Raw genomic sequence first — 26,504 nt, 5'->3', positions numbered from 1 at the left:
CCGCAACGCCAAATTGCGCCGATCGCGCGGCCCTGCCATCATGGCGACTTGATGGAGACCAATCAATGACCGACCATTTCCGTGGCCGCCTCGCCCTCGTGACCGGTGCCTCCAGCGGCATCGGGGCCGACATCGCCCGCCAGCTCGCCCAGCGCGGCGCCGACCTCATCCTCACCGCCCGCCGCGCCGACCGGCTCGAAGCCCTCGCCACCGAATGCCGCCTGTTCGGCGTCACCGTTCAAACCGCACCCGCCGACATTGCCGACCCCGCCGCGCGCACAGCCCTCGCCGAACGATTCCCGGCCACCGACATCCTGATCAACAATGCCGGCCTCGGCGCCTTCGGTGCGTTCAGCACCACCGACGAGGCGAAAATCACCCAGATGATCGCGGTCAACATCACGGCCCTGACCCATCTGACCCATCTGTTCACCCGCTCGATGACATCGCGCGGCTGGGGCCGCATCATGCTGGTCGCCTCCACCGCCGCATTCCAGCCGGTCCCGCTCTACGCCGTCTATGCCGCGACCAAAGCCTATGTCCTCTCCTTCGGCAACGCGCTCGACGTCGAACTCGCGGCCCAGGGCGTCCGCACCAGCGTCCTCTGCCCAGGCACCACCCGCACCGAATTCTTCGACGTCGCCGAACAGACCAAATCCGCCTTCGTCGAACGTTCCGCCATGACCAGCGCCGATGTCGCGCGGATCGGCCTCGACGGTCTCGCAAAAGGCCGCGCCACCATCGTCGCGGGCACCATGAACACCGCGATGACCATCGGCACCCGCCTCACCCCGCGCAGCCTGAACGCCCGGATCGCCTATCGGATCATGAAACCATGAGTAACGCTCAGACGATCCAGCCCTGATGAGCGGCGCGCAGCCGATCCACGCCGAACTCATCGCCGTCCTGGTCGCCGTCACCGCCGCCACCCCCCGATTCCTCACTCTGCTCGACGGCAGTGCCTTGCCCGCCGGCCCGCTCGAATCGGGTCACCGCTCGCTCCAGGCCGGCCTGCGCAGCTGGGTCGAACGCCACACTGGCCACGCGCTCGGCCATATCGAACAGCTCTACACCTTCGCCGACACCGATCGCAGCCGCGCCGGCCGCAGTATCTCGATCTCCTATCTCGGCCTCACCGCCGAAACCCGCGCCCCGCTCGGCGGCCGCGTCTCCTGGCAGGACTGGTACGATTATTTCCCGTGGGAAGACCGCCGCACCGCATCGGACCTGATCGAAACCCGCATCGCCCCCGGCCTCGCCCGCTGGGCCACCACCGCGGACCGCGCCGCCCGCGCCGCCCGCTGCTTCGCGCTCGATGACACACCCTGGAATGAAGACCTCACCCTCGCCCGCTACGAGCTACTCTACGAAGCCGGCCTGGTCCCCGAAGCCCAGCGCGACGGCTGCCCGCCGCACGGCGATCCCGTCCCCGGCCTGCACATGACCGCCGATCACCGCCGCATCCTCGCCACCGCGATCAGCCGCCTGCGCGCCAAAATCAAATACCGCCCGATCGTGTTCGAACTCCTGCCCGAGTTGTTCACCCTGCTCGATCTGCAACGCTGCATCGAAGCCCTGGCCGGCCACGCGCTGCACAAAGCCAATTTCCGCCGCCTGATCGAGAGCCAATCCCTGCTGGAAGAGACCGAAAGCTTCGCCTCCGGCCCCGGCCGTCCCGCCCGCCTCTACCGCTTCCGCGCCGCCATCCGCACCGAGCGCGCCGAAGCCGGCACCCGCCTGCCGCTCGCCCGGCCTTGACCTCGATATACTCAGCCTTAATATAAAAAGCGCAATCAGCGGCACATATCCCCGCAGATCGAGCCATAAATATACTCATTCCGAGTATAAGGACCGACCCATGAACGCGCTCGCCGACCCCGCCTATCTCAAACTCGCCCACCACATCCCGCCCGCCGAATGGGCATTGATGCACGAGGATGTCACCGCCATCCGCGCCCTCAAACGCGCGCGCAACGCCATCATCCTCGCCCATAACTACCAGACCCCCGAAATCTACCACGCCGTGGCCGACATCGTGGGCGACAGCCTCGCCCTCGCGCGCGAAGCCACCACCACCAGCGCTGCGGTCATCGTGGTCGCCGGGGTGCATTTCATGGCCGAAACCGCGAAACTCCTGAACCCCGGCAAAACCGTCCTCACCCCCGATTCCCGCGCCGGCTGTTCCCTCGCCGACAGCATCACCCCCGCCGATATCCGCGCCCTGCGCGCCGCCCACCCCGGCATCCCGATCATCGCCTACGTCAACACCTCCGCCGCGGTAAAGGCGGAGGTCGATTACTGCTGCACCTCCGCCAATGCCCGCCGCATCGTCGAACACGCCGCGCACGCCGCCGGCACCACCACCGTCATCATGCTGCCGGACCGGTTTCTCGCGGCCAACACCGCGCGCGAAACCGAAATCACCATCATCCCCTGGACCGGCGCCTGCGAAGTCCACGAGCGCTTCACGGAGGCAGATATCGCCCAGGTCCGCGCCCAATACCCCGGCGTTACGATCCTCGCCCATCCCGAATGTCCCGAACCCGTGGTCGCCGCGTCCGATTTCTCAGGTTCCACCGCCGCCCTTGCCGCCTACGTCACCGAACACCGCCCCGCCCGCGCCGCCCTGATCACCGAGTGTTCGATGGCCGACAACATCGCCGCCGCCAATCCGGCCACCGAATTCGTCAAACCCTGCAACCTCTGCCCGCACATGAAGCGCATCACCCTCGCCAACATCCGCCACGCCCTCGAAACCATGACCGAAACGATCGACCTCGACCCCGGCATCCTCGCCCGCGCCCGGATTCCGGTCGAACGGATGCTCGCAATTCCATGAAACACATCATCGGCGCCGGCATCGCCGGCCTCACCGCCGCCCTCGCGATGGCGCCGGAACCGGTCACCATCCTCACCGCCGGCACGCTGGAGCACGGTGCGGCCAGCCTCTGGTCGCAAGGCGGCATCGCCGCCGCCACCCTCCCCGACGACTCGATCGCGAGCCACATCGCCGACACCCTCGCCGCCGGCGACGGTCTCTGCGATCCCGCAGCCGTCGCCCGCATCATCAGCCAGGGCCCCGCCGTCATCGCATCGCTGCGCCGCCTCGGCGTCGCCTTCGACCCCGCACCCGGTCTCGAAGCCGCCCACTCCCACCGCCGCATTGCCCACGTTCAGGACCGCACCGGCCTCGCCATCACCACCGCCCTCGCCCGCGCCGTCCGCGCCGCCCCGCATGTCACCATCCGCGAACACACCAGCGTCACCGCCCTCCACGCCCCGGACGGCATCCTCGCAGGATTATGGGTCGCGCACGGCGCCACCCCCACCTACCTCGCATCCAGTGCCGTACTGATCGCCACCGGCGGCATCGGCGCGCTCTACCACCACACCAGCAACCCGCCCGGCGCCACCGGCACCGGCCTCACCCTAGCCGCCCGTGCCGGTGCCGTCCTGCGCGACCTCGAATTCATCCAGTTCCACCCCACCGGGCTCGACACCGGCCAGACCCCGATGCCCCTGATCTCCGAAGCCGTGCGCGGCGAAGGTGCGACCCTGATCGACGAAACCGGCCAGCGCTTCACCGCCGAACTCGCCCCGCGCGACGCCGTCTCCCGCGCCGTCTTCAACCACCTCGCCACCGGCCACCGCACCTATCTTAGCGCCACCTCGATCCCGCGCTTCGCCGCGAAATTCCCCACCATCGATGCCGCCTGCAAAGCCGCCGGCATCGACCCCGCCACCACCCCGATCCCGGTCCGCCCGCTCGCCCACTACCACATGGGCGGCATCGCGACCGACGCGCAGGGTGCCACCACCATCCCCCGCCTGTTCGCCGCCGGCGAAGCCGCCTGCACCGGGCTGCACGGCGCCAACCGCCTCGCCAGCAACTCCCTGCTCGAAGCCTGCGTCACGGGCGAAGCCGCAGGCCACGCCATGGCCGCCCTCACCCGCGCCACACCCGCCGCCATCCCGCCACGCCCACATCCAGCCACCCGCGCCACCGCCCCGATCCGCGACCTCATGAGCCGCCATCTCGGCGTGCTCCGCACCGATTCGGGCCTCGCCACGGCCATCGCTGGCCTCGCCCCCACCGCCGCGACCAACGATGCCGCCCTGCTCGCCCTGATGATCGCCCTCACCGCCCGCGCCCGCACCGAAAGCCGCGGCGCCCACGCCCGCACCGACCACCCCTCCCACGCCGCCACCGCAACACCCTCCACCATCACCCGCGCCGCAGCCCTCGCCGCCTGCCCCCACCGGATCGCGGCATGACCACCCCGCTCCCCCGCATCCTGATCGAACCCATCGTCCGCGCCGCCCTCCTCGAAGACCTCGGCCGCGCGGGCGACATCACCGCCGATGCCGTCATTCCCGCCGCCACCCGCGCCCGCGTCGCCTTCGTCGCCCGCGATCCCGGCATCGTCGCCGGGCTCGACTGCGCCGCCCTCGCCTTCACCCTGCTCGACCCCAGCCTCACCCTCGATATCCTCCTGCCGGACGGCAGCGCCCTCCACCCCGGTGATATTATCGCCACCATCGAAGGCGACGCCCGCGCCATCCTCTCAGCCGAACGCGTGGCGCTGAACTTCCTCGGCCCCCTCTCCGGCATCGCCACCGCCACCAGCGGCATCGCGCACTCCATCGCCCACACCAGGGCGCGCATCACCTGCACCCGCAAAACCACCCCCACCCTGCGCGCCCTGCAGAAATACGCCGTCCGCTGCGGCGGCGGCGCCAACCACCGCTTCGGCCTCGACGACGCGATCCTGATCAAGGACAACCACATCGCCATCGCCGGCGGCGTCGCCACCGCCATCGCCCGCGCCCGCGCCGCTGCCGGCCACCTCGTCAAAATCGAATGCGAAATCGACACGCTCGATCAACTCACCGAAGCCCTCCGCGCCGGCGCCGACGCACTCCTGCTCGACAATTTCGATCTCCCCACCCTCCGCCACGCCGTCGCCCTGATCGACCGCGCCGCCATTATCGAAGCCTCAGGCCGCATCACACCGCAAACCGCCCCCGCCATCGCCGAATGCGGCGTCGACCTGATCTCCGCCGGCTGGCTCACCCACAGCACCAGAGTGCTCGACATCGGACTCGATTTCCTGCCCTGAGGCTGGCATACCTTCGGCCATGACAAGGTCCTCCTTCACCACGGCCACCCTGCTCACCGCCGCAGGTGCCATCCCCTTCCTCGCGACCCTCGCCATCATCATCACTCAACCGACCAACGCCCCCGCCGCCACAGTCGCGATGATCACCTACGGCGCCTGCATCCTCAGCTTTCTCGGCGCGGTCCACTGGGGTTTCGCCCTCGAACCCGGCGGCATCGTGAACGACCCCAAACTCAACCACCAGCGCCTCGCCTTCGGCGTCGCCCCCGCCCTGATCGCCTGGGCCACCCTGCTCATCCTCACCTTCGCCGCCGCCCCCCGCGCCGCCACCGCCGTCCTCATCGCCGGATTCTTCGCCACCATCATCGGCGAAACCATCGGCCGCGGCCGCAACCTCGTTGCATCGAACTACCTCGCCCTGCGCTGGACCATCTCGATCCTCGTCCTCGCCGTGCTGATCATCACCCTGTTCATCGAAATCATCGGCATGCGGCACGCGTGAGGCAGAGGAAGCAAGCGCTTCTTTTTTGTAAAAAAGAAGCAAAAAACTTTTGAAAATAAAAGGATATTTAATTTGAAAAATAAAAGCTCAACCCTACAAAATTATATTTGTTATAAATTTTAATTTCTTAAAAGTAAAATAAAAATTTTACTCCGTAAGAGATAAATTTTATCCCGAAACTGGGTAATTTTTCTGATTCAGATATAATTTCGCTAAAATCCTGATACGCTCAAATTTAATTGAATTTTTGAGTAGCGCTGTTGGTAATTCTAATACTATACCCAGACGCAGCGATACGCGCCTTGCCTTCAGCGTATACGATGATGCCCCATAAGCTACGGACCGTACCCATGCCCGATCTCACCGGCTCCTGCCATTGCGGTGCCACCAGTTGGACCCTCGAAGGCGATCCCGGCTCGGTCACCGCCTGCAACTGCACGCTCTGCCGCCGCTACGGCGTGCTCTGGGCCTACGATTACGAGAACGAGCGCATCCGCGTCTCCGGCCCCACCAAAACCTACATTCGTGCGGACGACCCTAAACCCGGCATCGAAATCCATTTCTGCCCCACCTGCGGCAACGTCATCTGCTGGCGCGGCCTCGCCACCGACGCCTCGAACCGGCGCCGTATCGCCGTCAACATCCGCCTCGCCCCGCCCGAAACGGTCGCGCATCTGCCCATCGACCATTTCGACGGTCTCGAAACCTGGAAAGACCTCCCGTCCGACGGACGCTGCGTGCGCGATCTCTGGTTCTGAATAATCACAACGCCGCCTCGGCCCGCCTCACCGCCGCCAGCGGCGCCGCCGCGCGCCCGACCACCCGCCCCCCGATCACCGCGAGCCAGTCCCCGTCAGCCGGCGGCAACGGCAACAACCGGATGAGCTTGGCATCCCGGTCGAGCGCAACGGCGCGAAACGTCCCCCGCTCGGTCTCCATCGGCCCGTCCAAATGGATGACGCGGGCAATCGGATTGCCCGCGTCATCCAGTCCCAGCCATTCGCGGGCGCGTTCGCCCGCTTTTGTCACGATGCTGTCGCGGCCACGCACCCAGCGGAGCCGCATCCGGTCAGTCCCGTCCCTGCAGGGACATCGTCATGCACTCTTCGCCATGATCTCGTCGGCGATATTGCGCGGCACCGGATCGTAATGATGGAACTGCATGGTGAACGAGGCGCGGCCCTTGGTCTGGCTGCGCAGGTTCGAAATATACCCGAACATCTCCTTCAACGGCACCTGCGCGCGCACAATGATGGTCGAGCCCGAGCTCTCCTGATTCTGGATCATCCCGCGCCGGCGGTTCAAATCCCCCACCACGTCGCCGACATGATCCTGCGGTGTGGTCACCTCCACATCCATGATCGGTTCGAGAATAATCGGGCTCGCCTTCTTCATCCCCTCGCGGAAACAGGCTTTTGCCGCAATTTCAAAGGCCAGCGCGCTGGAGTCGACGTCGTGGTACTTGCCATCGACCAGCGTGTACTTGAAATCGACCGTCGGGAACCCGGCCAGAACGCCGGTATCCGCCTGCACCTTGATGCCCTTTTCCACCGCTGGGATGTATTCGCGCGGCACCGCACCGCCGACCACCTTGTTCTCGAAGATAACGCCGCCATTGCGCTCCATCGGTTCGAAAATGATCTTCACCTCGGCATACTGCCCCGACCCGCCCGACTGCTTCTTGTGGGTATAGGTCTCGGTATGCGCCCGCGAAATCGTCTCGCGATACGCCACCTGCGGCGCGCCGATATTCGCATCGACGCCATATTCCCGCCGCAACCGGTCGATGATGATCTCAAGATGCAACTCGCCCATGCCCGACAGAATCGTCTGCCCGGTCTCCTGGTCGGTCTTCAGCCGCAGCGAAGGATCTTCCCCGGCCAGCTTCTGCAACGCCAGCGTCATCTTCTCGACCGCTTCCTTGGTCTTCGGCTCGACCGAAATATCGATCACCGGCACCGGGAACGCCATGCGCTCCAACACCACCGGATCATCGGCGGAGGCCAGCGTGTCCCCCGTCCCGGTATCCTTGAGCCCGACGAACGCCGCGATATCCCCGGCATGGACTTCCTTGATCTCCGCCCGCTTGTCCGCGTGCATCTGGAACATCCGGCCGATGCGCTCCTTGTGATCCTTGGTGGTGTTCAGCACCGAATCGCCGGATTTCAGCGTGCCGGAATACACCCGCACGAAGGTCAGGGTGCCGTATTTGTCATTGATGATCTTGAACGCGAGGCCCGAGAACGGCGCATCCGGGTCAGCCTTGATCCGGCGCTGATGATCACCCTCCTCCTCGCCTTCCTCGACCGCAACCTTGATCCCAGGCACATCGACCGGGCTGGGCAGGTAATCGAGCACCGCATCAAGAAGCGGCTGTACACCCTTGTTTTTAAACGCAGTTCCGCACAGAACCGGGCGGAACGCGCCGGTGATCGTGCCGGTCTTGATCGCGCGCTTCAGCGTTTCGACCGAAACATCGCCTTTCTCGAAATACTCTTCCATCCCGGCATCATCGACCGATAGGGCGGTGTCGAGCAGCACCTGGCGGTGCTCCTTCGCCTGCTCCATCATCGCCTCGGGAATCGGCTCATCGTGGAATTTCGCGCCGAGATCGCCGCCCTCCCAGATGATCGCCTTCATCTCGACCAGATCGACCACACCGACGAAACTGTCCTCGATCCCGATCGGCAGCTGCAACGGCAGCGCAATGATATCGAGCTTCTCCTTCAACGTCGCGAACGCCCGGTAAAAATCCGCCCCGGTCCGGTCCAGCTTGTTGATGAAAATAATCCGCGGCACATTATACCGGTCCGCCAGACGCCAGTTGGTCTCGGACTGCGGCTGCACCCCCGCGACACCCTCGATAATGAAAATCGCCCCATCCAGCACGCGCAGGCTGCGATTCACCTCGATGTTGAAATCGATATGGCCCGGCGTATCGATAATATTGATCCGGTGCCCCTTCCACTCGCAGGTCACCGCCGCCGAGGTAATGGTAATCCCGCGTTCCCGCTCCTGGTCCATGTAATCGGTCGTGGTGTTGCCGTCATGCACCTCGCCGATCTTATGCGACACGCCGGTATAATGCAGAATCCGTTCGGTCGTCGTCGTCTTCCCGGCATCGATATGCGCGGTAATGCCGATATTCCGGATCAGGTCGAGCGGGTTGCCGGCCATGAGAGTCTCCAAATTTTAGCTGATCAAGATGAGTGACAGCGATTTCAACGAAAATCGGGCGCGACCACCGATCCAACACGGCAATCCACCCGATCACGACCGGCCTTCGACCAATCCTCCCCCAATAATGCCGCGCACCCGACCAATTTGCAACCCAACCACAGCGGCCCTCCGCACTCCCGCGTGCTGGCGGGTATGTGATCGTGCGCAGGGCGGGAAGGAAGGGTTCTTTTTTGCAAAAAAGAACCAAAAAACTCTCTTGAATCTAGGCCCGTGTCCTCCCGAACGCCCGTGCCCCAACTAACAAAAGTTTTTTGCTACTTTTTTTCAAAAAAGTAGCCCTTCCTTCGCCTTACTTACCTTCCCCTAACCTTTTCCGGCTTTCTCACCCCCCGCCGTCTATGCTTATAGTCCCATGTGACCGAAGCACCCCGCCCTCATGAAGCCTTGACCGAAACCCTCAAAGCCATCTTTGCGGGTTTCCATCGCGAGGCGGTTCGGTTGGCCCAGCACCACCGGGCCGCGATGCCGATGGTCACCCTGTTGCTGGGTTATTTCAACCGCGTCGTGATCCGCTTCGCCCAATCCGCCGCCAAACCCGCAGCGCCACCCAAACCGATCCGCGAACCCGCACTGGAAACCCCCGAGACCGCGCCGCCGACACCCTCGCGCCCGCGCAAACCGTCGCCGTTCTCCACCCAATTCGCTTGGCTGCTCCATCTGCTGCCGACCACCCCGACCACCGGCGTCGTTGCCGCACAGGCCCATTACGACCTGATCGCGTTCGTCAATTCGCCCGAGCTGATCGCCCTGCTCGCCGCCAAGCCAAGCCTCGGCCGCATCCTCCGCCCGATCTGCCGCATGTTCGGGGTCAACCTCCCCGACCACCTCCGCCCGCCACCCCGGGAGCGACGCCAGCGCAAACCCAACCCCAACCCGAAACCCAAACGCATCATCTGGCCGATCCCCCTCGACCCCGCCGATATCCGCATCCCCGACGCCAACTACCACGGCGTCCATTTCGGCCCCGGCAACCGCTTCTGGCCGCCCCGACGAAAATATCGAAAAATTTGCCCCTGACCGAAGGCAGCTTCGCACGCCCAAGTCGTTACGATTCCGTAATATTATCAACGACGTCAATGGCCACCTGCCAGCCACCGAACCGCCCGATTTTATCAGCCCGGTGCGCCTAAAACGCCGCCTCGCCGAAAATCCGGGTGACATCGCCGTGCCACGCACCGTGATACCGCCCGAGCCAATACTCCGCCTGGGTCGGCCCACCATCCGCGATCTCCTGCAACGGTGCGAGATACATGCGCTCATCCTCGCCAGCCGCGTTCAACCGCCCGCGCGCGCGCAACCCCTCGGCGGCGATCGCCACCACCTCACGCGCCAGATCCCGCAACGTGCCTTTGCCGAACGCGATATCCAGCCCCGATCGCGGCACCGCCTCGCGCAGCGCGATCAATTGCTCGTAGGAAATATCCCGCACCAGCGCATGAGCCGCCGCCAGCGCGGCATCGTCGTAAAACAAGCCGGTCCACAACGCCGGCTGGGCCAGCAACATCGCCGGATTGCCCGAATCGGCCCCGCGTGTCTCGATGAACCGCTTCAATCGCACATCGGGAAACGCGGTGGTCGCATGATCGGCAAAATCCCCGATCGTCGGCCCCTGCCCCTCGAACCCGGCCAGTGATCCCGCCATGAAATCCCGGAACGACCGGCCCGACACATCAATGTAGCGTCCATCGCGATAAACGAAATACATCGGCACATCGAGCAGATACTCCGCATAGCGCTCGAAGCCGAACCCCTCCTCGAACACTGCCCGCGGTATCCCCGAGCGCGCATTGTCCACATCGAGCCAGGTCTCCGCCCGGTTCGAAAGCATCCCGTCCGGCTTGCCCTCGCGGAACGGCCCGTTGGCGAACAGCGCGGTCGCCAGCGGTTGGAGCGCATACCCCACCCGCATCTTGCGAACCATGTCCGCCTCGGACGAAAAATCCAGATTGGCCTGCACCGTGCAGGTCCGCAGCATCATATCGAACCCGCGCGACCCAACCTTAGGCATGTAAGCCCGCATGATCGCGTAGCGCCCCTTCGGCATCCAGTCGAAATCCTCCTGCCGAGCAGTCGGATGAAACCCCAACGGCGCAAACCCCAATCCCAATCGCGGAGCAACGCGATGCACCCTCGCAATATGCGCATCGATCTCGGCCTTGGTCTCGTGCAGCGACCCCACGATCCCGCCCGACAATTCGAACTGTCCGCCCGGCTCCAGCGAGATCGAAAAATTCTTCCCGGTCAGCCCGATCGGATTGCCCCGATCCAGAATCGGCGTGAGCCCTTCCTCGGCCCCGATCGTCTCAAGCAATGGCCGTATCCCGCCCTCATAGCGCGGCGGTTGATGCCCGTTCAGGGTGAAACCGAAACTCTCATGTTCGGTGCCGATCCGGAACTCGTCGGCAGGTTTGCACCCGGCCTCGAACCAGGCGGCCAACTGGCTCGCAGATGTAATCGCCGTGGCATCGGCCTCTCCGGGGTTCGACAAGCGCGTCTCCTGATCTCAACTCTGATCCGGTGCGGCAAGGAGGCGCGCAAGTCCGGCGATGGCGGCGGTCTCGGCGCGCAGAATGCGCGGCCCGAGCGAAACCGGCGTAACAAACCCATGCCGTGCCATGCCGTCAAGTTCCCCCGGTGCAAACCCGCCCTCAGGTCCCACCAGCAACGCGCTGGCTTGCAAATGCCGCATCATCGCCAAAGGCGGCGCATCCCGCCGTTCCGCCGCAACGAACAGCTCCCGCCCCTCCGGAAACGCCGCCAGAAACCGCGCCAGTTCCACCGGCTCACGCACCTCCGGCACGCTCAACCGCTCGCATTGCTCCGCCGCCTCGGTCGCGATCGCCCCCAGCCGCTCCCGATTGACCCGCATCGTCTGGCTCCGCTCGGTGAACACCGGACAGATCGCCGAAACCCCGAGTTCGGTTGCTTTCTCGACGATCATATCCGTCGCATCCCGCTTCACCGGGGCGAAAGCCAGCCAGCAATCCGGCTCGGCCTCCATCGCCCGCGCCTGCGCCCCCACAGCGAGCTCCGCCCCGTGCCGGTCGATCCGCCCGATCACCGCCTCGAACTCGCCATCCACCCCGTTGAAAATCCGCAATCCGTCACCGGCACGCCGCCGCATGACGGAACCGAGGTAGTGCGCCTGCGCCTGGTTTATGCCAATGACGGCACCGGTCGCCAGACGCGGCTGCACATGAAGGCGAATGATCGAGACCATGCGAAACGCTCTACCAGCACAACGCCGATTTACCGATATCCGCAACACCGGCTGGGTCACCCGCCTGCCGCCCCGCATCCGCAACTACGCCCTGCTCGCAAGACTCGACCGCCCGATCGGGATCTGGCTGCTGTTCCTTCCCGGCCTGTGGAGCATCCTGCTCGCCGGCGCGACGCCCGAACGCAGCGCCATCCTGATCGCCCTGTTCGCGATCGGCGCGATCGTGATGCGCACCGCCGGCTGCACCGTCAACGACCTCTGGGACCGCAAGCTCGACCGGCTGGTCGCCCGCACCGCCTCGCGCCCTCTGGCCTCCGGCGCGATCTCGGTGCCCCAGGCGATCGTCTTTCTCGCCCTGCTCCTGATCGCCGGCCTCGTCATCCTGCTGCTGCTCGACCGCACCGCCCAGATCCTCGGCGTCGCCTCGCTGGCATTGGTCGCGCTCTACCCGGCTGCCAAACGCGTCACCTTCTGGCCGCAGATGATGCTCGGCTTCACATTCGGCTGGGGCGCACCGATGGGTTACGCCGCCGCCCACGGCAGCCTCGCATGGCCGGTCCTGCCCCTGTATGCCGGAACCATCCTGTGGATTCTCGGCTACGACACGATCTACGCCCATCAGGACCGCGAGGACGATGCCATGGCCGGAATCAAATCGACCGCCCTGAAATTCGGCGCCCGCACCCGGACCTTCCTGACGATCTGCTATGGCGGTGCCATCGCATTGCTCGCCATCGCCTTCATCCTCGCCGGGCTGAACGAACTGGCCCTGATGATGCTGATCCTGCCGGCCATGCTCCTCGGCTGGCAGATCGTCCGGCTCGACATCAACAACCCGGCCCGCTGCCTCGCCCTGTTCAAACTCAACCGCGATGTCGGCCTGCTGATCGCCCTCGCCATCCTGCTGGGGCAATGACCGCCCCGCAGGATTTCATCCGCGACGCGACCACCCTCACCGCCCCCGCCCTGATCCCGGATATCAGCCTCTACCTCGCGACCGAAATCACCCCGATCTGGCAGGCGACCGAAGCCTATCTCGCGGAGTCCGGCATCGCACCCCCTTACTGGGCGTTCGCCTGGCCGGGCTCGATCGCCCTCGCCCGGCACATGCTCGATCATCCCGATCTGGTCCGGGGCAAACGCGTGATCGACTTCGCCGCCGGTTCCGGCCTCGCCGCGATCGCGGCCCATCGCGCCGGAGCCAGCGCGGTCACCGCCATCGAGATCGACCCGATGGCCGGTGCCGCCATCGCCTTGAACGCCGCCTTGAACAAAGCGCCGGTAACCGTCCGGATCGGCGATGTCACCCGCACACAACTCGATGCCGATCTGATCCTGTGCGGCGACATTTGTTACGAAGCGCCGATGACCCGGCACATCTGGCCGTGGCTCCGGGACTGCGCGCGTGATGCGGATGTCTGGGTCGCCGATCCTGGCCGCGCCTATGTCCCCACTGCAGACCTGACCGAATTCGCCCGCTATATCATCCCCACCACGGCGGAACTGGAAAGCCGGACCAGCCGCGAGACAATATTGTATCGCGTGGCGCCTTCGCCCCAAGCGTAAAGTTTTTTGGCTTATTTTCCGAAATCGAAAGCGGCGGTTAACCCGGCCTCACTACATTGACATCTGGTTGACCCCTGCCACCTCGGGCAGTAAGCAAGTGCAGCATTTCGATATGTTTCTCCAACGATCGACTGATTGGTGATCACCATGCAAGATGTGCGTGAAGCCCTGATGCAGGGGCGCAATTCCGCCGGCAAACTCGTCCAACGCCCGTTATCGCCACATCTCCAGGTCTACAAGCCGCAGATATCCTCGGCTCTCTCGATCTTCCACCGGATCACCGGGGTGGCCCTGTCGTTCGGTGCCGTCCTGCTCGCACTCTGGCTGGCCGCCGCCGCAACATCCCCCCATGCTTTTGCCGTCGCTCAATCGCTGGTCGATTCAATCCTCGGCATGATCATCCTGTTCGGCTTCACCCTCGCCCTGTTCTATCATTTCTGCAACGGCATCCGCCACCTGCTCTGGGATGCCGGCTACGGGTTCGATCTGCCGACGATGTATCGCACCGGCTACGCCGTTCTCGCGGCGAGTGCGGGGCTGACGGTGTTGTTCTGGATCATCGGGCTGGTCATCCTATGAGCGCGCCGCGCGGCGATCAGGCGGTCCGGATCATGCGCTCATCGCTCGGGCGCGCCCGTGGCATGGGATCGGCGAAATCCGGACTCGGCCATTGGTGGGCTCAACGGCTGACCGCGATGGCATTGCTGCCACTGGCCCTTTATTTCGTGCTCTCGGTCTTCCTCCTCGAAGGTGCCGATCAGGCCGCGATGCTGCGCTACATGGCCGAGCCGTGGAACGCGGTGCTGTTCATCGCGCTCATTCTGGCCCTGTTCTATCATCTGCAACTGGGTTTGCAGGTCGTCATCGAAGACTACATCCACACCGAGGGCAAACGCCTCGCCAGCCTTCTCGCGATGCGCGCGGCGGTCGGCGCGTTCGGCCTGCTCGCGCTGCTGTCGGTTTTGAAACTGACTTTTTGATCATTCAGGACATCGTCTCATGAACGCCATGTCGAAGCCATCGCTCGGCGCCTACACCATCATCGACCATACCTATGACGTGCTGGTGGTCGGCGCCGGCGGATCGGGTCTGCGCGCCACCCTCGGCATGGGTCAGGCCGGGCTGAAAACCGCCTGCATCACCAAGGTCTTCCCGACCCGCAGCCACACCGTCGCGGCTCAGGGCGGGATCGGCGCCGCGCTCGGCAACATGGAACCCGATGACTGGCGCTGGCACATGTACGACACCGTCAAAGGCTCGGACTGGCTCGGCGATCAGGACGCCATCGAATACATGGTCCGCGAAGCGATCCCGGCGATCTATGAGCTCGAACATTTCGGTGTTCCGTTCAGCCGCACCGAGGATGGTAAAATCTACCAGCGCCCGTTCGGCGGCCACATGAAGGAATTCGGTGCCGCCCCGGTGCCTCGCGCCTGCGCCGCCGCCGACCGCACCGGCCACGCTATCCTGCACACGCTGTATCAGCAGAGCCTCAAGCAGGACGTCGAATTCTTCGTCGAATATTTCGCGACCGACCTGATCATGGACGATGAAGGCACCTGCCGCGGCGTGATGGCCTGGTGCCTCGAAGACGGTACGATCCATCGCTTCCGCGCCCAGTTGGTGGTTCTCGCCACCGGCGGCTATGGCCGCGCCTATCTGTCGTGCACCTCGGCGCACACCTGCACCGGCGATGGCGGCGGCATGGCGTTGCGCGCCGGTCTGCCGATGCAGGACATGGAATTCGTCCAGTTCCACCCCACCGGCATCTTTCCCGCCGGGTGCCTGATCACCGAGGGCGCACGCGGCGAAGGCGGCTACCTCACCAACGCCGAGGGCGAGCGCTTCATGGAGCGCTACGCGCCGACCGCCAAGGATCTCGCCTCGCGTGACGTGGTTTCGCGATCGATGACGATCGAGATCATGGAAGGGCGCGGCTGCGGCCCCAACAAGGATCATATCCTGCTGCATCTCGAAGGGCTGAGACCCGAGCAACTGCACGAGCGCCTGCCCGGCATTTCCGAAACCGCCCGCGTGTTCGCCGGTGTCGAGGTCACCAAGGCGCCGATCCCGGTGCTGCCGACCGTGCATTACAACATGGGCGGTATCCCGACCAATTTCCGCGCCGAAGTCCTCCGCCCCACGGCATCGGACCCGGACGCCACCGTTCCCGGCCTGATGGCGGTCGGCGAGGCCGCCTGCGTCTCGGTTCACGGTGCCAACCGTCTGGGCACCAACTCGCTGCTCGATCTCGTGGTATTCGGGCGGGCCGCCGCGCATCAGGCCGCGAAAATCGTTACGTCCGGTGCCTCGCAACCCAACCTGCCGCCGCGTGCCGGCGAAGCGTCGCTCGATCGGCTGGACGCCACACGTCACGCCAAGGGCGGTACAACCGTCGCCGCCCTGCGCGACAACATGCAGCGCACCATGCAGAACCACGCGGCGGTCTTCCGCAATTCGAAAACGCTCAGGGAAGGTGTCGATAAAATGTCCGGCCTCTGGCACGGTATGAAGGATCTCGCGATTTCCGATCGCGGCATGATCTGGAATTCCGACCTGATGGAAGCCCTCGAACTCCAGAACCTGATGGGCAACGCGATCACCACCATGGTCTCCGCCGAGGCCCGTCACGAAAGCCGCGGTGCCCACGCGCATGACGATTACACTGAACGCGACGATCATGAGTGGATGAAGCACACGCTGGCCCGTTGCACGCCGGACGGCGCGGTTTCGCTCGACTACCGCCCGGTCCGAATGCAGACGATGACCAACGACGTCTCGGTATTCCCGCCCAAAAAGCGCGTGTACTGATCAGGGGATTTGCACAATGGCCGAACTCACCCTCCCGAAGAACAGCCGTGTCACCCAGGGCCACACCTATAAGGCCGAGCCCGGTGCCACCCGCATCAAGACGTTCCAGGTCTATCGCTGGAACCCGGACGATGCGGGCAATCCCCATACTGACAGCTACGAAATCGACCTCGACAAATGCGGCCCGATGGTGCTGGACGCGCTGATCAAGATCAAGAACGAAATCGATCCCACCCTGACCTTCCGCCGCTCCTGCCGTGAAGGTATCTGCGGCTCCTGTGCCATGAACATCGACGGCACCAACACCCTCGCCTGCCTCAAACCGATCGATGACGTGACCGCCGAGGTCAGGATCAACCCGCTGCCGCACATGGCCGTGGTCAAGGACCTCGTGCCCGACCTCACCCAGGCCTACGCGCAATACCGCTCGATCGAACCCTGGCTGCAAGCCGATACCCCCGCCCCGCCGGACGGCGAGCGCCTGCAAAGCATCGAGGAGCGCGCAGAACTCGACGGCATGTGGGAGTGCATCCTGTGTTTCTGCTGCACCACCTCCTGCCCATCCTACTGGTGGAATGGCGATCGCTATCTCGGCCCTGCCGTTCTGCTCGCCGCCTATCGCTGGATCGCCGATTCGCGCGATGAAGCCATGGGAAAGCGTCTCGATGCACTGGAAGACCCGTTCAAACTCTACCGCTGCCACACCATCATGAACTGCACCCAGACCTGCCCGAAAGGCCTCAATCCGGCCAAGGCGATCGGCAAGATCAAGCAGTTGATGGTTGAGCGGCACGGATAGGGTGAAGCGAGCGCTTCTTTTTTGTAAAAAAGAAGCAAAAAACTTTCGCTCGGTGGGGGCACGGGCGTTTTCACCGGCACAGTCCCCGATCGGCAAAGTTTTTTCTGCTTAACCATCTTGATCAGCCGCATTTCGTCATGTACAAAACAGGAACATTGAGGCATGAGCGGAGGTTTTCGATGGCGCGCAATGCGGTGCAGTTACAAAAAGGGCTGAGCGAGGCCGAATTTGATCGGTTGTACGGCACCGAGGAGCAATGCCGAGCTGTCGTGATCAAGCTGCGCTGGCGCGATGGGTTTTCCTGCCCGATCTGCGGCGGGACAACCTACAGTGAAGTCAAGACACGCGACTTGTTCCAATGCAGCACCTGCCGTCGCCAGACCTCACCGATCGCGGGGACGATTTTCGCGTCGACCAAGCTGCCACTGCGCACGTGGTTTCGGGCGATGTATCATCTGACGCAGAGCAAACAGGGCATATCCTCGATCGAACTGGGGCGGCGCCTCGGTGTACGCCAGACCACGGCGTGGATGCTCAAGCACAAGATCCAGCAGGCGATGATGGAGCGCGACGGGCGCAAGCGCCTGAAGGGGCGGGTTGAAATCGACGACGCGGTCCTGGGCGGTGAGCGTTCGGGCGGCAAGCGTGGACGCGGGGCACCGGGCAAGACGCCGTTTGTCGCCGCGGTCGAAACCACCGATGACGGCAAGCCAGCACGCTTGAAACTGCGCCGCGTGGCCGGGTTCACCGGCCAGGCGATTTCACGATTTGCATTGAACAGCCTCGATCCGTCCTGCACCGTGGTCAGTGATGGGCTTGCCTGTTTTCATCGCGTGACCGATGCCGGATGCCAGCATCAGCCGACCCTGACGGGCAGTGGCCCCGCGGCCGTTCGCAACCCCGCCTTCAAATGGGTCAATACCGCGCTCGGCAATATCAAATCCGCAATCAACGGTACCTACCGGGCAATCAGCACCAAACACGTGCCGCGATATCTCGCCGAGTTCGAGTACCGCTTCAACCGCAGATACGACCTCGCCAGCATGATCCCCCGACTCGGCTACGCTATCGTCACGGCGCCGCCTATGCCGTATCGCTTGTTGAAATTGGCTGAGACTTATGGGTAAGCAGGAAGTTTTTTTGCTTCTTTTTGTTCACAAAAAGAAGTCTTCCTTCCCTCACTTCCTTTCGGGCAACACGCACAACATCTCATAAAGCAGATTAGCCCCGATCAGCGCGGTCGTCCCCGTGGTATCGTAAGCCGGCGCGACCTCGACGAGGTCGGCCCCGACCAGATCGAGTCCCGCACAGCCGCGGATGATTTCCAGCGCCTGGATCGTGGTCAGACCCCCGATTTCCGGCGTGCCGGTGCCGGGGGCGACCGAGGGATCGAGACTGTCGATATCATAGGTCAGATAGACCGGCCCGCTGCCCATCAGGCTACGCACCTCTTCCATCAGCGGCGCGAGCGAACGGTGCCAGCACTCCTCGACCGGAACGATCCGGAACCCCTGTTCGCACTGCCAGTCGAAATCGGTGGGTGCGTAGCCGGTCCCGCGCAGCCCGATCTGGATCGCGCGTTGCGGATCGATCGCACCATCCTCCACCGCCCGGCGAAAGGGGGTACCGTGGGCGATGCGTTCCCCGAACATGGTGTCGTTCACATCGGCATGGGCGTCGATATGGATGAACCCGACCGGCCCATGCTTCGCCGCCATCGCCCGAAGCACCGGGTAGGTCAGGGTATGATCGCCGCCAAGGATCAGCGGAATGCAGTCATGCCGGAGCACCTCGGCGATGCCGGTCTCGATCAGCCCGATCGATTTTTCCAGATTGTAGGGGTTGGTTGCGATATCGCCGAGATCGGCGACCTGCATCCGCTCGAACGGGGCCGCGCCGGTCGCCATGTTGTAGGGTCGCAGCATCACCGACTCGGCCCGGATCGCGCGCGGACCGAACCGTGTGCCGGACCGGTTGGAAGTCCCGATATCCATCGGCACCCCGATGAAGGCGGCATCGAGCCCGGCGGCGGTCTCGGCCTGGGGCAGGCGCATCATGGTCGCAATGCCGCCGAAGCGGGGCATGTCGTTGCCGCTGGTCGGCTGGTTGAAGTGCTGCGTCATAAGCCGCTCCCTATTTTGTGCCGAACAACCGGTCTCCGGCATCGCCCAGCCCGGGACGAATGTAAGCGTGTTCATCGAGCTCGCGGTCGATCGCGGCGGCAAAGATCGCAACGTCCGGATGTCCGCGGCGCAGCACCGCGACGCCTTCAGGAGCCGCGATCAGGCAGACGAATTTGATCGCCGAGGCGCCCGCGCGTTTCAACCGGGTGATCGCGGCTTCCGCCGAGTGTCCGGTCGCCAGCATCGGGTCGACCACCACGGTCAGGCGTTCGGCCATGTCCTCGGGAACCTTGAAATAATATTCGATCGGCGTGTGGCTGACCGGGTCGCGATAAAGCCCGATATGCCCGATCCGCGCCGAGGGCACGAGGTCGATCATGCCACCGAGAATACCATCCCCGGCCCGGAGGATCGAGATGAAGCAGAGTTTCTTGCCCGATACCTGTCGCGCGGTCATCGGCTCCATCGGGGTCTGGATATCGACCGGCTGGACCTTGAGGTCGCGCAACACCTCGTAGCCCATCAACAGGCTGATCTCGCGCGCCAGCCGACGAAAATCGCCGGTCGGCGTCTCGATGCTGCGCATCAGGCTGAGCTTGTGCTCGACCAGCGGATGATCGACCACCGTGACCATCGGATCGGTCATACGGCGGTCCCGGCCAGCGCGCCGCGTTTGGCGGCGGAACGGGGTGCCGGCGCCTTCGGCTTTGCGGCTTTTCGAACCGGCGCCGAGGCAGGCGGTGTCAGGGACTGCCCGGTGATCCGCTCGATCTCGGCACGGAATGCGCGCAGATAGGCCTTGAGATCGAGGTTGTCCGCAGCGTAGTCCCGCGCGCCGGCACCGAGCCGGGCGCTCAGCTTGCGATCTTCCAGCATCCGCAGGGTGGTCTCGGCGAGCCGGTCGTGATCGAGCGTCGGCGTCACCAGTCCGGTGGCTTCGTGGTGGACGAATTCGGTCACCGTCGCGGTATCCGAACCAATCACCGGCGCCCCGGTCGCAAGCGCCTCGCGCAGGCTCCACGATGCGACGAACGGGTAGGAAAAATAAACATGCGCGTCGGAACGCTGAAGCAGTTTCACATGATCATCATAGGCCACACGCCCCAGAAAATGCACGCGGTCCGGATCGATCCGGTCCCCGACCTCGGCCATCAACTGCGAGCGCCAGGTCCCGCTCGCCGGCGCGGCGCCATAGCTGACCTCGTCACCGCCCACGATCGACACGACGACATCGCGCCGCGCCGCCAGAACCGCCGGCAATGCCCGCATGAAGGTGTGGAACCCCCGATAAGGTTCAAGATTGCGCGCGACATAGGTGATCAGTTTCTGCTTCGGCCCGACCTTGAGGTTCCCGACCCCGAGATTGCGGCGCCGGGCCATCGGATCGGGTTTGCAGACATCCAGATCCACCCCTTCACGGATGATCGAAATCCGCTCGCGCGCCCATTCCGGGTAGGTCCGCCACTGCCAATGGGTCGGCGTCTGACCATGCTGTTCCAGCGCGATCGCCAGATGGTTCACCCCGTTCTTGGCCCGCACCGCGCCGTACCGGTCATCGGACATCGGGAATTCCGGATCGAAATTCACATCCGTCCCGTCGAGCCGGTAGTAGAACTCGAAATATCCCAGGATCGGCACGCCGGGGAACACATCGCACAGGTTGAGCAATTCGCCCCAGCCGTGATGGCCGATGATCACATCCGGCACGAAGCCGAGCGCCTTGATCTGGTTGGCACCGGCATACCCGGCCTCGGCACGGCGCATCGCGACGTCGAATTCGCGCGCGCTCGGATGCACCGCCGCGTGAGTGGCGGGCGGCCGCGCATAGGTCACCTTGCGCACGCCCGCGAGATTGTTGCGGTTCGGTTCGGTCATGAACACGATCTCATGGCCGCCCTCGGCCAACAGATCGCGCACAATATGGAGATACTGTCCCGGAAAGTGATTGAGCAACCTGATGTCTGGAAAATAGGGCGAGCGGGGGTCAGGCATCCTGGTAGTCCCACTTGATGTAGCCCTTGGTGTCGGCGGCCCATTTTTCATCGATTTCGACGAGGACGGCGCTGACGAGGCGTTCGAGGGAGGCTTCGTTGGGGAAGACCCTGATTTTGGTGGTGCGGCGTTTGAGTTCCTGCTGGATGCCGCGTTCCATGGGGTTGGAAGTGCGAAGCCGGCGCTGGTGGGGTTCTGGCAGTGTGAAGACGGTGAGGCCTTCGGGGATATTTCGTTCGAGCCAATCGGCGAGCTTTGGTGCGGTGTCGCGATAGGCATTGACGAGGGTTGTGAGAGCGATCTGGGCAGCGGCGAGGGAATTTGCGTTCCAGACGGTCCGGAGTTCTGCGCCGATGCGTTTGCGGATGGCGTGGTTGGGGGCGTGGTGGATGGCGTTTTGGGCGAGGTGGAACTGGCATCGTTGCCAGTGTGCGGCGCCGAAGACGGCGCGGCGTGCGGCGTGCAATCCGGCATGGTCATCGGAGACGATGAATTCGACGCCTCGCAGGCCACGCTGATGGAGGCTTTCGAGGAAGGCACGCCAATGGACTTCGGCCTCGGAAAGGGCGACCGAGACGCCGAGGACACGGCGGCGTTCATCGGGTCCGATGCCGATGGCCGAGAGCACGGCGGCATCGCGGACGACGCCATTATCGCGCATTTTTTCATATCTGGCGTCGAGGATGAGGTAGCGGATCTCGGCGAGGGGTCGGGTGCGCCAGGCGGCGAGTTCGTCATCGAGCAGCTTGCTGGCGCGGCTGACCTGAGCGGAGGAGAGGCTTTCGATGCCGAATTCGCGCATGACGGCCTCGACGTCGCGGGTGGAGACGCCTTTGATGTACATTTCGGCGACGGCGACCATGACGGCGCGGACCGAGCGTCGGCCGCGTTCGAGGGACTGTGGGTAGAAGGGTTCGCCCACGTGACCGGCGGTTTTGGGGACATCGACGGTGATCGACCCGGCCGGGGTATCGATCCGCTTGGGCTTGTAGCCATTGGCGTAACCCTGACGATCGGGGTTGCGCTCGTAGTGACTGGCGTGGAGGAAGCGTTCGCGCTCGATCTGCATGGCGAGTTCGAAGGTCCTGGCAAATACCGTGGCGATATCGCCTGCGCCGTTTTCGATCAGATGTTCCAAAAGTGCCTCGATAATCGTATCCTTTTTGGCGTCCATTCATCGGTCTCCATGTTGGTGTGAACAACTGCATGGAATACCAGAATGAACAGCCCTTGCCGGGGCATGCCCCGGCAAGGGCACCAACTCCCAACCCAAAATGAATTTCCAGACGTCAGGTTACACCACCCGGAAAGTTCTGATGGACGAACAGGAACCGCACGGCGCGTCGCTCAGCGACGGCCGCGTGCCACGGCCTTCACCTTCGCACGCGGCATCAGCGTGAGCCGCACGGCTTCGAGGGCGGCGAGACTCTCGGCTTCGCAGGTCTCGTCACTGCCGACCGGACCCGCCTTGGAACCGTCGATGAAGCTCGCCTCGCATGAAAGTTCGTATTGCTCCGCCGCCGCCCCCTGCAACCGCACCCGCAGCCCGAGAAGCGGCAGCGCCATGCCGCGGCTGCCGCAATAGGCTCCCGCTTCGACCCAGGGAGACAGCCAGCCGCGCCCGAGCACCGCCTGATACGAGAGATCCTCGGCGGCGATACCGTCTGGCGCCGAAATCGCGATGCCTTCGATCCAGTTGGCCGAACCGGGCTCGCCCAGCCAGTCACCGAATTTCGCACCGACATCGCCCCGGGTCTGGATATGCGCCAGAACATCCATCACCTCGGGTTCGACCGGCGCGGGTGCCGGTGCCGCTACCCCGTTTGCCAGGCGCATCACCTGCAGCCGCGGCGAGGCATCGGCGCGCCCTGCGATCTGATAGACCGTGACCAGCACCTGTGCCGGCCCTTTGGTGACGCGGACCAGCGCCGCATCGCCCAGACCATCGAGCCAGCCATCGGGACGAAACCCGGTGATCTCGACCCCGCCACCGCCGACCGGCGGCGGCGATACCCGTACCCCGGGCAGGCCCTGATCGGCGGTCGCACCCGCATTGGCCTCATTGACGATGCAGAACAGGCCGGTATCGAGGGTCATCAGATGTGCCGAAACCTTCAGCTCCTGGATCGATCCTGCCTGCAAGGCAGCAGCGGGTTCAGGCACCGGGGGCATCGCCGGAGTGGCGGCTGCGGTCTTGGCGGCGGATTTGGACATCAAGGCGTCTCCGTTAGGAATTCGGGTTGGCGAGTGCGAACGTGTCGTTGATCGGAGGTTGTAATCGATTATTGAGATTGCCTAAATCCGGCCGCCACGCAAGCAGGGTCTGGTTGATCCGTGCTGCCGGCAAACCGAGCGGGAGCAGAAAACCCCGACCTGTGGCTTTGATGCGCGCCGCCTGAGCGCCGAGATCGAACCCGGCGGCGTATAATCCGCCGCGCCACATCTCACCCAGGGCGAAACACCAGGTTTCCGGCCAGATTGAGGGCAGAAACCCCAGATGGGCGCCTGAACGGGCGATCAGCATCGCGGCCTCGCCTTCGGCATAGGCGCCTGTGATCATGACACGCCCGGTCTCGATCAGCGTCGGATCCCGCTCGCTGGTGCCGATCAGCACGAAACGCAAAGGAAGGTCGCGGGCCGCCGCATCGCGCGCACAATCGAGCAGCACGTCATACCCCTTGGCCGGACCGATCCCGCCGACCACGGCAATCAGCCGCGCCCCGGTTGCCGGAGGGTTACGCAGCGATACCGGTGCCCGATCATCTTCCCACGGGGTCACAGTGACGGAAATGCCCGGAAAATGCCGTCGCAGCCGCCGTGCGGTGTCCTCGCACGGCACGCTGACCCGGCGCGCCCCTCGCAACTGTGCCGATGAACGAGCCACCAGACCGGCAGGGCCGATCGGGTCGGTCAGTTCGCTGCCTGCCTCGGCAAGGCAGGAGGCACACGCCGCGACATCCGGCTCCCCGCAATAGCGCCGTGCCGGACCGATCAGGTTCACCCTCTTGCAGAAATGCGCGTAATCATGAACCACGAATTCAGCGGGAATCCCCAGCGCCGCGGGCAGATCGAGCAGGGATGGATCATGGCCGAGCATATGGTGGAACTCGACATAATCAGGATTCGCCGCGCGCAACACGGCGATCAGGGATGCGAACTGCGCCGGCAGCCGGTAACACAGATTTGGATACGCCGAAGCCGCCCGGTCGGTCAGTCGCGCGGTGCCGATGCCGCGTGCGCGCGACCCGGGATCGGAGAAATCGGGCTGAATCAGGATCGGGCAGACCCCCGCCGCGCGGAGCGCGCTCATCCGCGCCGTCACGATCCGCGCGATCCCGCCGCCGTGGTCATGCGAGACCAGGATGACCGACGGTCCCACCCCGACCTCTGCGCGAAACCGTGCCCGATCGAGCCGAAATCGCACCCGGCGGAGCGGGTCAGCGGCATGATGCGCCTCGATCAGGGCGTGATAGCCGGGATGGCGGCGTTCCAGAAGTTCGAGGTTTCGCGCGCAGAGCGCCGAACCGGCGGCACCGAACGAGACCCCGCCATGATGGGCCACGAACACGCCCGGCACCGCGACATTGCGGAACCCCAGGGCCACCGCGCGTCGGCACCAATCGTTCTCCTCGGCATAGCCCTGCGCGAACAGAGCAACGTCGAAACCACCGACCGCGCGCAAGGCGTCGTGCCGGATCGCCATACAGAAGCCGATCGCGGTGGGGATCGTGACAACCGCACTGCCGTTGACCCGGCGCGCCAGCCGATCGATCCGGTCGAGTGCGGCGCGGTCCGGCACGGGATTGCTGCCGCTGCGGTCCGGGTAGCTCAGAATGGTCGCCTCATTCGAAAGCGGTGTGGCGCTCGCGATATCATCACCGGCATAGAGTGCTGCCTGCAGTCGAGCGGGCGCGCCGGGCGGCAATTCGATATCCGCATTGAGCAGCAGAATATCGCAGCCCGGCACAAGCCGCCGCGCGAGACGAAAGCCAGCATTGGCGGCGGCGGGAAACCCCCGATTATGCCGCTGGCGCCGCAGCACGATGCGTCCCGCCACCGCCTCGGCGCGCAACCAGTGAGCCAAAGCGGGGTCCGGACTTGCATCGTCGATCACGATGATCGGCATCTCCGGTGCCGCCGCAACGGCTGATTCCAGGGCGATTCGCGTTGCCGCCTCATCGCGGTAAACCGGCATCACCGCCACCAGCGGCGCTCTGGTCCCCGGCATCGCGACTGTCCTGGATCGCGGGCGCACCACCGCAGCGGGCAGGTTGTGCAACGCCGGATCGATCGGCGTCCCGGCGACAATCTGCCCTTCGGACCCCACGATCCGGAACGGCGGTGCGAGGCCGCTCAGGCGCGCTGCGCCGAGGCGGAATCCATGGCGTGGCAGGAACCCTGATGCGGCAACCGGTTCGAGCACGGCGCGGGGACGGATCATGCGCGTGACGCCGCACCGATCGATCAGATGGAGGTCAGGCGCGGTCTCGGGTGCCGCCGGCCGAACCACCCACCCGGCCAGCCCGCCGCCTGCGGCGGCAACGATCCCGACGAGACGACGCATCCGGCCGAGATCGAGCGGGCTCCCCAGCATATCCGCGCCCGCGATGGTCGCCCGGAGAGACGCAACCGATCCGAGGTCGTGAGGCAGGCGATCCACCGGTCGCCCATCGGCCTCGAACCGCGCCTCCTCACCGCGCATGACGATGGCGGTTCCGCTCATCGCGATCCAGCCGGGATACCCCGCAGTCGCCGCCGTGCGGGTCAGGAAATCGGTAAAGTCCGGCGAGGGATCGATCACATGCCGCGACAGCAGCCTCGCGAGGGCGTCCGCCGCGCTCGCGAAATCGTTCCGCCGCGCCGCGTGTCGGGCCAGCGCAATCCAGGCCGGTGCATGATCGCATTCAAGGGCGCTCGCCCGCAAGGCGGCACCGGCATCCGGTGCATCCAGTGCGGCGATCACCAGAGCGCATTCATAGCGTGGCCGCGGGTCCTGCGGCGCGATTCGACTGACCCGTTCGAGCCAGAGCCGTGCCGCGGTCAGATCACCGGTCTCGATCGCCCGACGCCCGCGTTCCCACGCATCGGCCGCCTCCGCGAGGCGGCGCTGGCGGGTGGCATCAGCCGTCAC

At 64.7% G+C, this 26,504-nt stretch carries 25 protein-coding genes; 15 read left to right on the top strand and 10 right to left on the bottom strand.

The window, feature by feature from the left end; translation table 11 throughout:
* The first annotated feature begins 65 nt into the window (after positions 1-65).
* From SIL87_RS08455 to SIL87_RS08425, 7 genes are all read left to right on the top strand, one after another.
* Positions 66-839, top strand: coding sequence for an SDR family NAD(P)-dependent oxidoreductase (locus SIL87_RS08455; protein ID WP_319613735.1), 774 nt, complete (start codon positions 66-68; stop codon positions 837-839).
* A gap of 25 nt (positions 840-864) precedes the next feature.
* The gene (locus tag SIL87_RS08450) at positions 865-1,758 is read left to right on the top strand and encodes an NUDIX hydrolase (protein WP_319613734.1); all 894 of its coding nucleotides are present in this window, start codon (positions 865-867) and stop codon (positions 1,756-1,758) included.
* A 100-nt stretch (positions 1,759-1,858) separates the two neighbouring features.
* Positions 1,859-2,839, top strand: coding sequence for a quinolinate synthase NadA (gene nadA, locus SIL87_RS08445; protein WP_319613733.1), 981 nt, complete (start codon positions 1,859-1,861; stop codon positions 2,837-2,839).
* A complete protein-coding gene (locus tag SIL87_RS08440) occupies positions 2,836-4,275 on the top strand; it encodes an L-aspartate oxidase (protein WP_319613732.1) in 1,440 nt (479 codons plus the stop codon). Before nadA ends, SIL87_RS08440 begins: the two co-directional genes overlap by 4 nt.
* Entirely contained in the window at positions 4,272-5,120 is an 849-nt protein-coding gene (nadC, locus tag SIL87_RS08435) for a carboxylating nicotinate-nucleotide diphosphorylase (protein WP_319613731.1), read from the top strand. Before SIL87_RS08440 ends, nadC begins: the two co-directional genes overlap by 4 nt.
* A 19-nt stretch (positions 5,121-5,139) precedes the next feature.
* Positions 5,140-5,622, top strand: a complete 483-nt coding sequence (locus tag SIL87_RS08430) for a DUF3429 domain-containing protein (RefSeq protein WP_319613730.1) — start codon at positions 5,140-5,142, stop codon at positions 5,620-5,622.
* A 350-nt stretch (positions 5,623-5,972) separates the two neighbouring features.
* Positions 5,973-6,380: a GFA family protein gene (locus SIL87_RS08425; protein WP_319613729.1), complete on the top strand. Its 408-nt coding sequence runs from the start codon at positions 5,973-5,975 to the stop codon at positions 6,378-6,380.
* A 4-nt stretch (positions 6,381-6,384) separates the two neighbouring features.
* On the opposite strand, the gene SIL87_RS08420 is transcribed toward SIL87_RS08425, so the two are convergent.
* Positions 6,385-6,687: a hypothetical protein gene (locus SIL87_RS08420; RefSeq protein ID WP_319613728.1), complete on the bottom strand. Its 303-nt coding sequence runs from the start codon at positions 6,685-6,687 to the stop codon at positions 6,385-6,387.
* 30 nt (positions 6,688-6,717) lie between these two features.
* Entirely contained in the window at positions 6,718-8,799 is a 2,082-nt protein-coding gene (gene fusA, locus SIL87_RS08415) for an elongation factor G (protein WP_319613727.1), read from the bottom strand.
* A 447-nt stretch (positions 8,800-9,246) separates the two neighbouring features.
* On the opposite strand from fusA, the gene SIL87_RS08410 reads away from it, so the two are divergent.
* Entirely contained in the window at positions 9,247-9,879 is a 633-nt protein-coding gene (locus SIL87_RS08410) for a hypothetical protein (protein ID WP_319613726.1), read from the top strand.
* A gap of 109 nt (positions 9,880-9,988) precedes the next feature.
* On the opposite strand, the gene SIL87_RS08405 is transcribed toward SIL87_RS08410, so the two are convergent.
* Positions 9,989-11,350: a glutamate--cysteine ligase gene (locus SIL87_RS08405; RefSeq protein WP_319613725.1), complete on the bottom strand. Its 1,362-nt coding sequence runs from the start codon at positions 11,348-11,350 to the stop codon at positions 9,989-9,991.
* 15 nt (positions 11,351-11,365) lie between these two features.
* Entirely contained in the window at positions 11,366-12,082 is a 717-nt protein-coding gene (locus SIL87_RS08400) for a 16S rRNA (uracil(1498)-N(3))-methyltransferase (protein WP_319613724.1), read from the bottom strand.
* Between SIL87_RS08400 and ubiA the strand changes: the two genes are divergently transcribed.
* The 7 genes from ubiA (at position 12,081) to SIL87_RS08365 (ending at position 18,385) form a co-directional block, all read left to right on the top strand.
* A complete protein-coding gene (gene ubiA, locus SIL87_RS08395; protein ID WP_319613723.1) occupies positions 12,081-12,998 on the top strand; it encodes a 4-hydroxybenzoate octaprenyltransferase in 918 nt (305 codons plus the stop codon). The genes SIL87_RS08400 and ubiA overlap by 2 nt on opposite strands.
* A complete protein-coding gene (locus SIL87_RS08390) occupies positions 12,995-13,648 on the top strand; it encodes a class I SAM-dependent methyltransferase (RefSeq protein ID WP_319613722.1) in 654 nt (217 codons plus the stop codon). Before ubiA ends, SIL87_RS08390 begins: the two co-directional genes overlap by 4 nt.
* A gap of 147 nt (positions 13,649-13,795) precedes the next feature.
* Positions 13,796-14,227, top strand: coding sequence for a succinate dehydrogenase, cytochrome b556 subunit (gene sdhC, locus SIL87_RS08385; protein ID WP_319613721.1), 432 nt, complete (start codon positions 13,796-13,798; stop codon positions 14,225-14,227).
* Positions 14,224-14,628 carry a succinate dehydrogenase, hydrophobic membrane anchor protein gene (sdhD, locus tag SIL87_RS08380; RefSeq protein ID WP_319613720.1) on the top strand — a complete coding sequence of 135 codons (405 nt, stop codon included), beginning with the start codon at positions 14,224-14,226 and terminating at the stop codon, positions 14,626-14,628. The genes sdhC and sdhD overlap by 4 nt, the downstream gene beginning before the upstream one ends.
* 19 nt (positions 14,629-14,647) lie before the next feature.
* Entirely contained in the window at positions 14,648-16,459 is a 1,812-nt protein-coding gene (gene sdhA / locus SIL87_RS08375) for a succinate dehydrogenase flavoprotein subunit (protein ID WP_319613719.1), read from the top strand.
* Between the two features lie 16 nt (positions 16,460-16,475).
* Entirely contained in the window at positions 16,476-17,258 is a 783-nt protein-coding gene (locus SIL87_RS08370) for a succinate dehydrogenase iron-sulfur subunit (RefSeq protein ID WP_319613718.1), read from the top strand.
* 179 nt (positions 17,259-17,437) lie between these two features.
* Positions 17,438-18,385, top strand: coding sequence for an IS1595 family transposase (locus SIL87_RS08365; RefSeq protein WP_319612800.1), 948 nt, complete (start codon positions 17,438-17,440; stop codon positions 18,383-18,385).
* Between the two features lie 51 nt (positions 18,386-18,436).
* On the opposite strand, the gene speB is transcribed toward SIL87_RS08365, so the two are convergent.
* From speB to SIL87_RS08335, 6 genes are all read right to left on the bottom strand, one after another.
* Positions 18,437-19,381 carry an agmatinase gene (speB, locus tag SIL87_RS08360; protein ID WP_319613717.1) on the bottom strand — a complete coding sequence of 315 codons (945 nt, stop codon included), beginning with the start codon at positions 19,379-19,381 and terminating at the stop codon, positions 18,437-18,439.
* A 10-nt stretch (positions 19,382-19,391) separates the two neighbouring features.
* Positions 19,392-20,027: a uracil phosphoribosyltransferase gene (upp, locus tag SIL87_RS08355; RefSeq protein WP_319613716.1), complete on the bottom strand. Its 636-nt coding sequence runs from the start codon at positions 20,025-20,027 to the stop codon at positions 19,392-19,394.
* The gene (locus SIL87_RS08350; RefSeq protein ID WP_319613715.1) at positions 20,024-21,373 is read right to left on the bottom strand and encodes a glycosyltransferase; all 1,350 of its coding nucleotides are present in this window, start codon (positions 21,371-21,373) and stop codon (positions 20,024-20,026) included. The genes upp and SIL87_RS08350 overlap by 4 nt, the downstream gene beginning before the upstream one ends.
* Entirely contained in the window at positions 21,366-22,547 is a 1,182-nt protein-coding gene (locus SIL87_RS08345) for an IS256 family transposase (protein ID WP_319612316.1), read from the bottom strand. Before SIL87_RS08345 ends, SIL87_RS08350 begins: the two co-directional genes overlap by 8 nt.
* 173 nt (positions 22,548-22,720) lie before the next feature.
* On the bottom strand, positions 22,721-23,587 hold the full coding sequence (locus SIL87_RS08340) for a hypothetical protein (RefSeq protein ID WP_319613714.1): 867 nt from the start codon (positions 23,585-23,587) through the stop codon (positions 22,721-22,723).
* A 13-nt stretch (positions 23,588-23,600) separates the two neighbouring features.
* Positions 23,601-26,504 (bottom strand): glycosyltransferase, encoded by a 2,904-nt coding sequence (locus SIL87_RS08335; RefSeq protein ID WP_319613713.1) that lies wholly within the window; start codon positions 26,502-26,504, stop codon positions 23,601-23,603.

It is taken from the genome of Acidiphilium acidophilum (assembly GCF_033842475.1).
Lineage (GTDB): Bacteria > Pseudomonadota > Alphaproteobacteria > Acetobacterales > Acetobacteraceae > Acidiphilium > Acidiphilium acidophilum.
This window is presented reverse-complemented; position numbering and strand designations above follow the sequence as displayed.

Bases quoted from the DNA above. Each gene is read 5' to 3' on its own strand.
- SIL87_RS08430 (WP_319613730.1), top strand. From the start codon at position 5,140: ATGACAAGGTCCTCCTTCACCACGGCCACCCTGCTCACCGCCGCAGGT.
- SIL87_RS08400 (WP_319613724.1), bottom strand. From the start codon at position 12,082: ATGGTCTCGATCATTCGCCTTCATGTGCAGCCGCGTCTGGCGACCGGT.
- ubiA (WP_319613723.1), top strand. From the start codon at position 12,081: ATGCGAAACGCTCTACCAGCACAACGCCGATTTACCGATATCCGCAAC.
- sdhC (WP_319613721.1), top strand. From the start codon at position 13,796: ATGCAAGATGTGCGTGAAGCCCTGATGCAGGGGCGCAATTCCGCCGGC.
- SIL87_RS08345 (WP_319612316.1), bottom strand. From the start codon at position 22,547: ATGGACGCCAAAAAGGATACGATTATCGAGGCACTTTTGGAACATCTG.
- nadC (WP_319613731.1), top strand. From the start codon at position 4,272: ATGACCACCCCGCTCCCCCGCATCCTGATCGAACCCATCGTCCGCGCC.
- SIL87_RS08420 (WP_319613728.1), bottom strand. From the start codon at position 6,687: ATGCGGCTCCGCTGGGTGCGTGGCCGCGACAGCATCGTGACAAAAGCG.
- fusA (WP_319613727.1), bottom strand. From the start codon at position 8,799: ATGGCCGGCAACCCGCTCGACCTGATCCGGAATATCGGCATTACCGCG.
- SIL87_RS08350 (WP_319613715.1), bottom strand. From the start codon at position 21,373: ATGCCTGACCCCCGCTCGCCCTATTTTCCAGACATCAGGTTGCTCAAT.
- speB (WP_319613717.1), bottom strand. From the start codon at position 19,381: ATGACGCAGCACTTCAACCAGCCGACCAGCGGCAACGACATGCCCCGC.
- sdhD (WP_319613720.1), top strand. From the start codon at position 14,224: ATGAGCGCGCCGCGCGGCGATCAGGCGGTCCGGATCATGCGCTCATCG.
- SIL87_RS08450 (WP_319613734.1), top strand. From the start codon at position 865: ATGAGCGGCGCGCAGCCGATCCACGCCGAACTCATCGCCGTCCTGGTC.
- upp (WP_319613716.1), bottom strand. From the start codon at position 20,027: ATGACCGATCCGATGGTCACGGTGGTCGATCATCCGCTGGTCGAGCAC.
- SIL87_RS08425 (WP_319613729.1), top strand. From the start codon at position 5,973: ATGCCCGATCTCACCGGCTCCTGCCATTGCGGTGCCACCAGTTGGACC.
- SIL87_RS08340 (WP_319613714.1), bottom strand. From the start codon at position 23,587: ATGTCCAAATCCGCCGCCAAGACCGCAGCCGCCACTCCGGCGATGCCC.
- SIL87_RS08370 (WP_319613718.1), top strand. From the start codon at position 16,476: ATGGCCGAACTCACCCTCCCGAAGAACAGCCGTGTCACCCAGGGCCAC.
- SIL87_RS08440 (WP_319613732.1), top strand. From the start codon at position 2,836: ATGAAACACATCATCGGCGCCGGCATCGCCGGCCTCACCGCCGCCCTC.
- SIL87_RS08365 (WP_319612800.1), top strand. From the start codon at position 17,438: ATGGCGCGCAATGCGGTGCAGTTACAAAAAGGGCTGAGCGAGGCCGAA.
- nadA (WP_319613733.1), top strand. From the start codon at position 1,859: ATGAACGCGCTCGCCGACCCCGCCTATCTCAAACTCGCCCACCACATC.
- SIL87_RS08390 (WP_319613722.1), top strand. From the start codon at position 12,995: ATGACCGCCCCGCAGGATTTCATCCGCGACGCGACCACCCTCACCGCC.
- sdhA (WP_319613719.1), top strand. From the start codon at position 14,648: ATGAACGCCATGTCGAAGCCATCGCTCGGCGCCTACACCATCATCGAC.
- SIL87_RS08455 (WP_319613735.1), top strand. From the start codon at position 66: ATGACCGACCATTTCCGTGGCCGCCTCGCCCTCGTGACCGGTGCCTCC.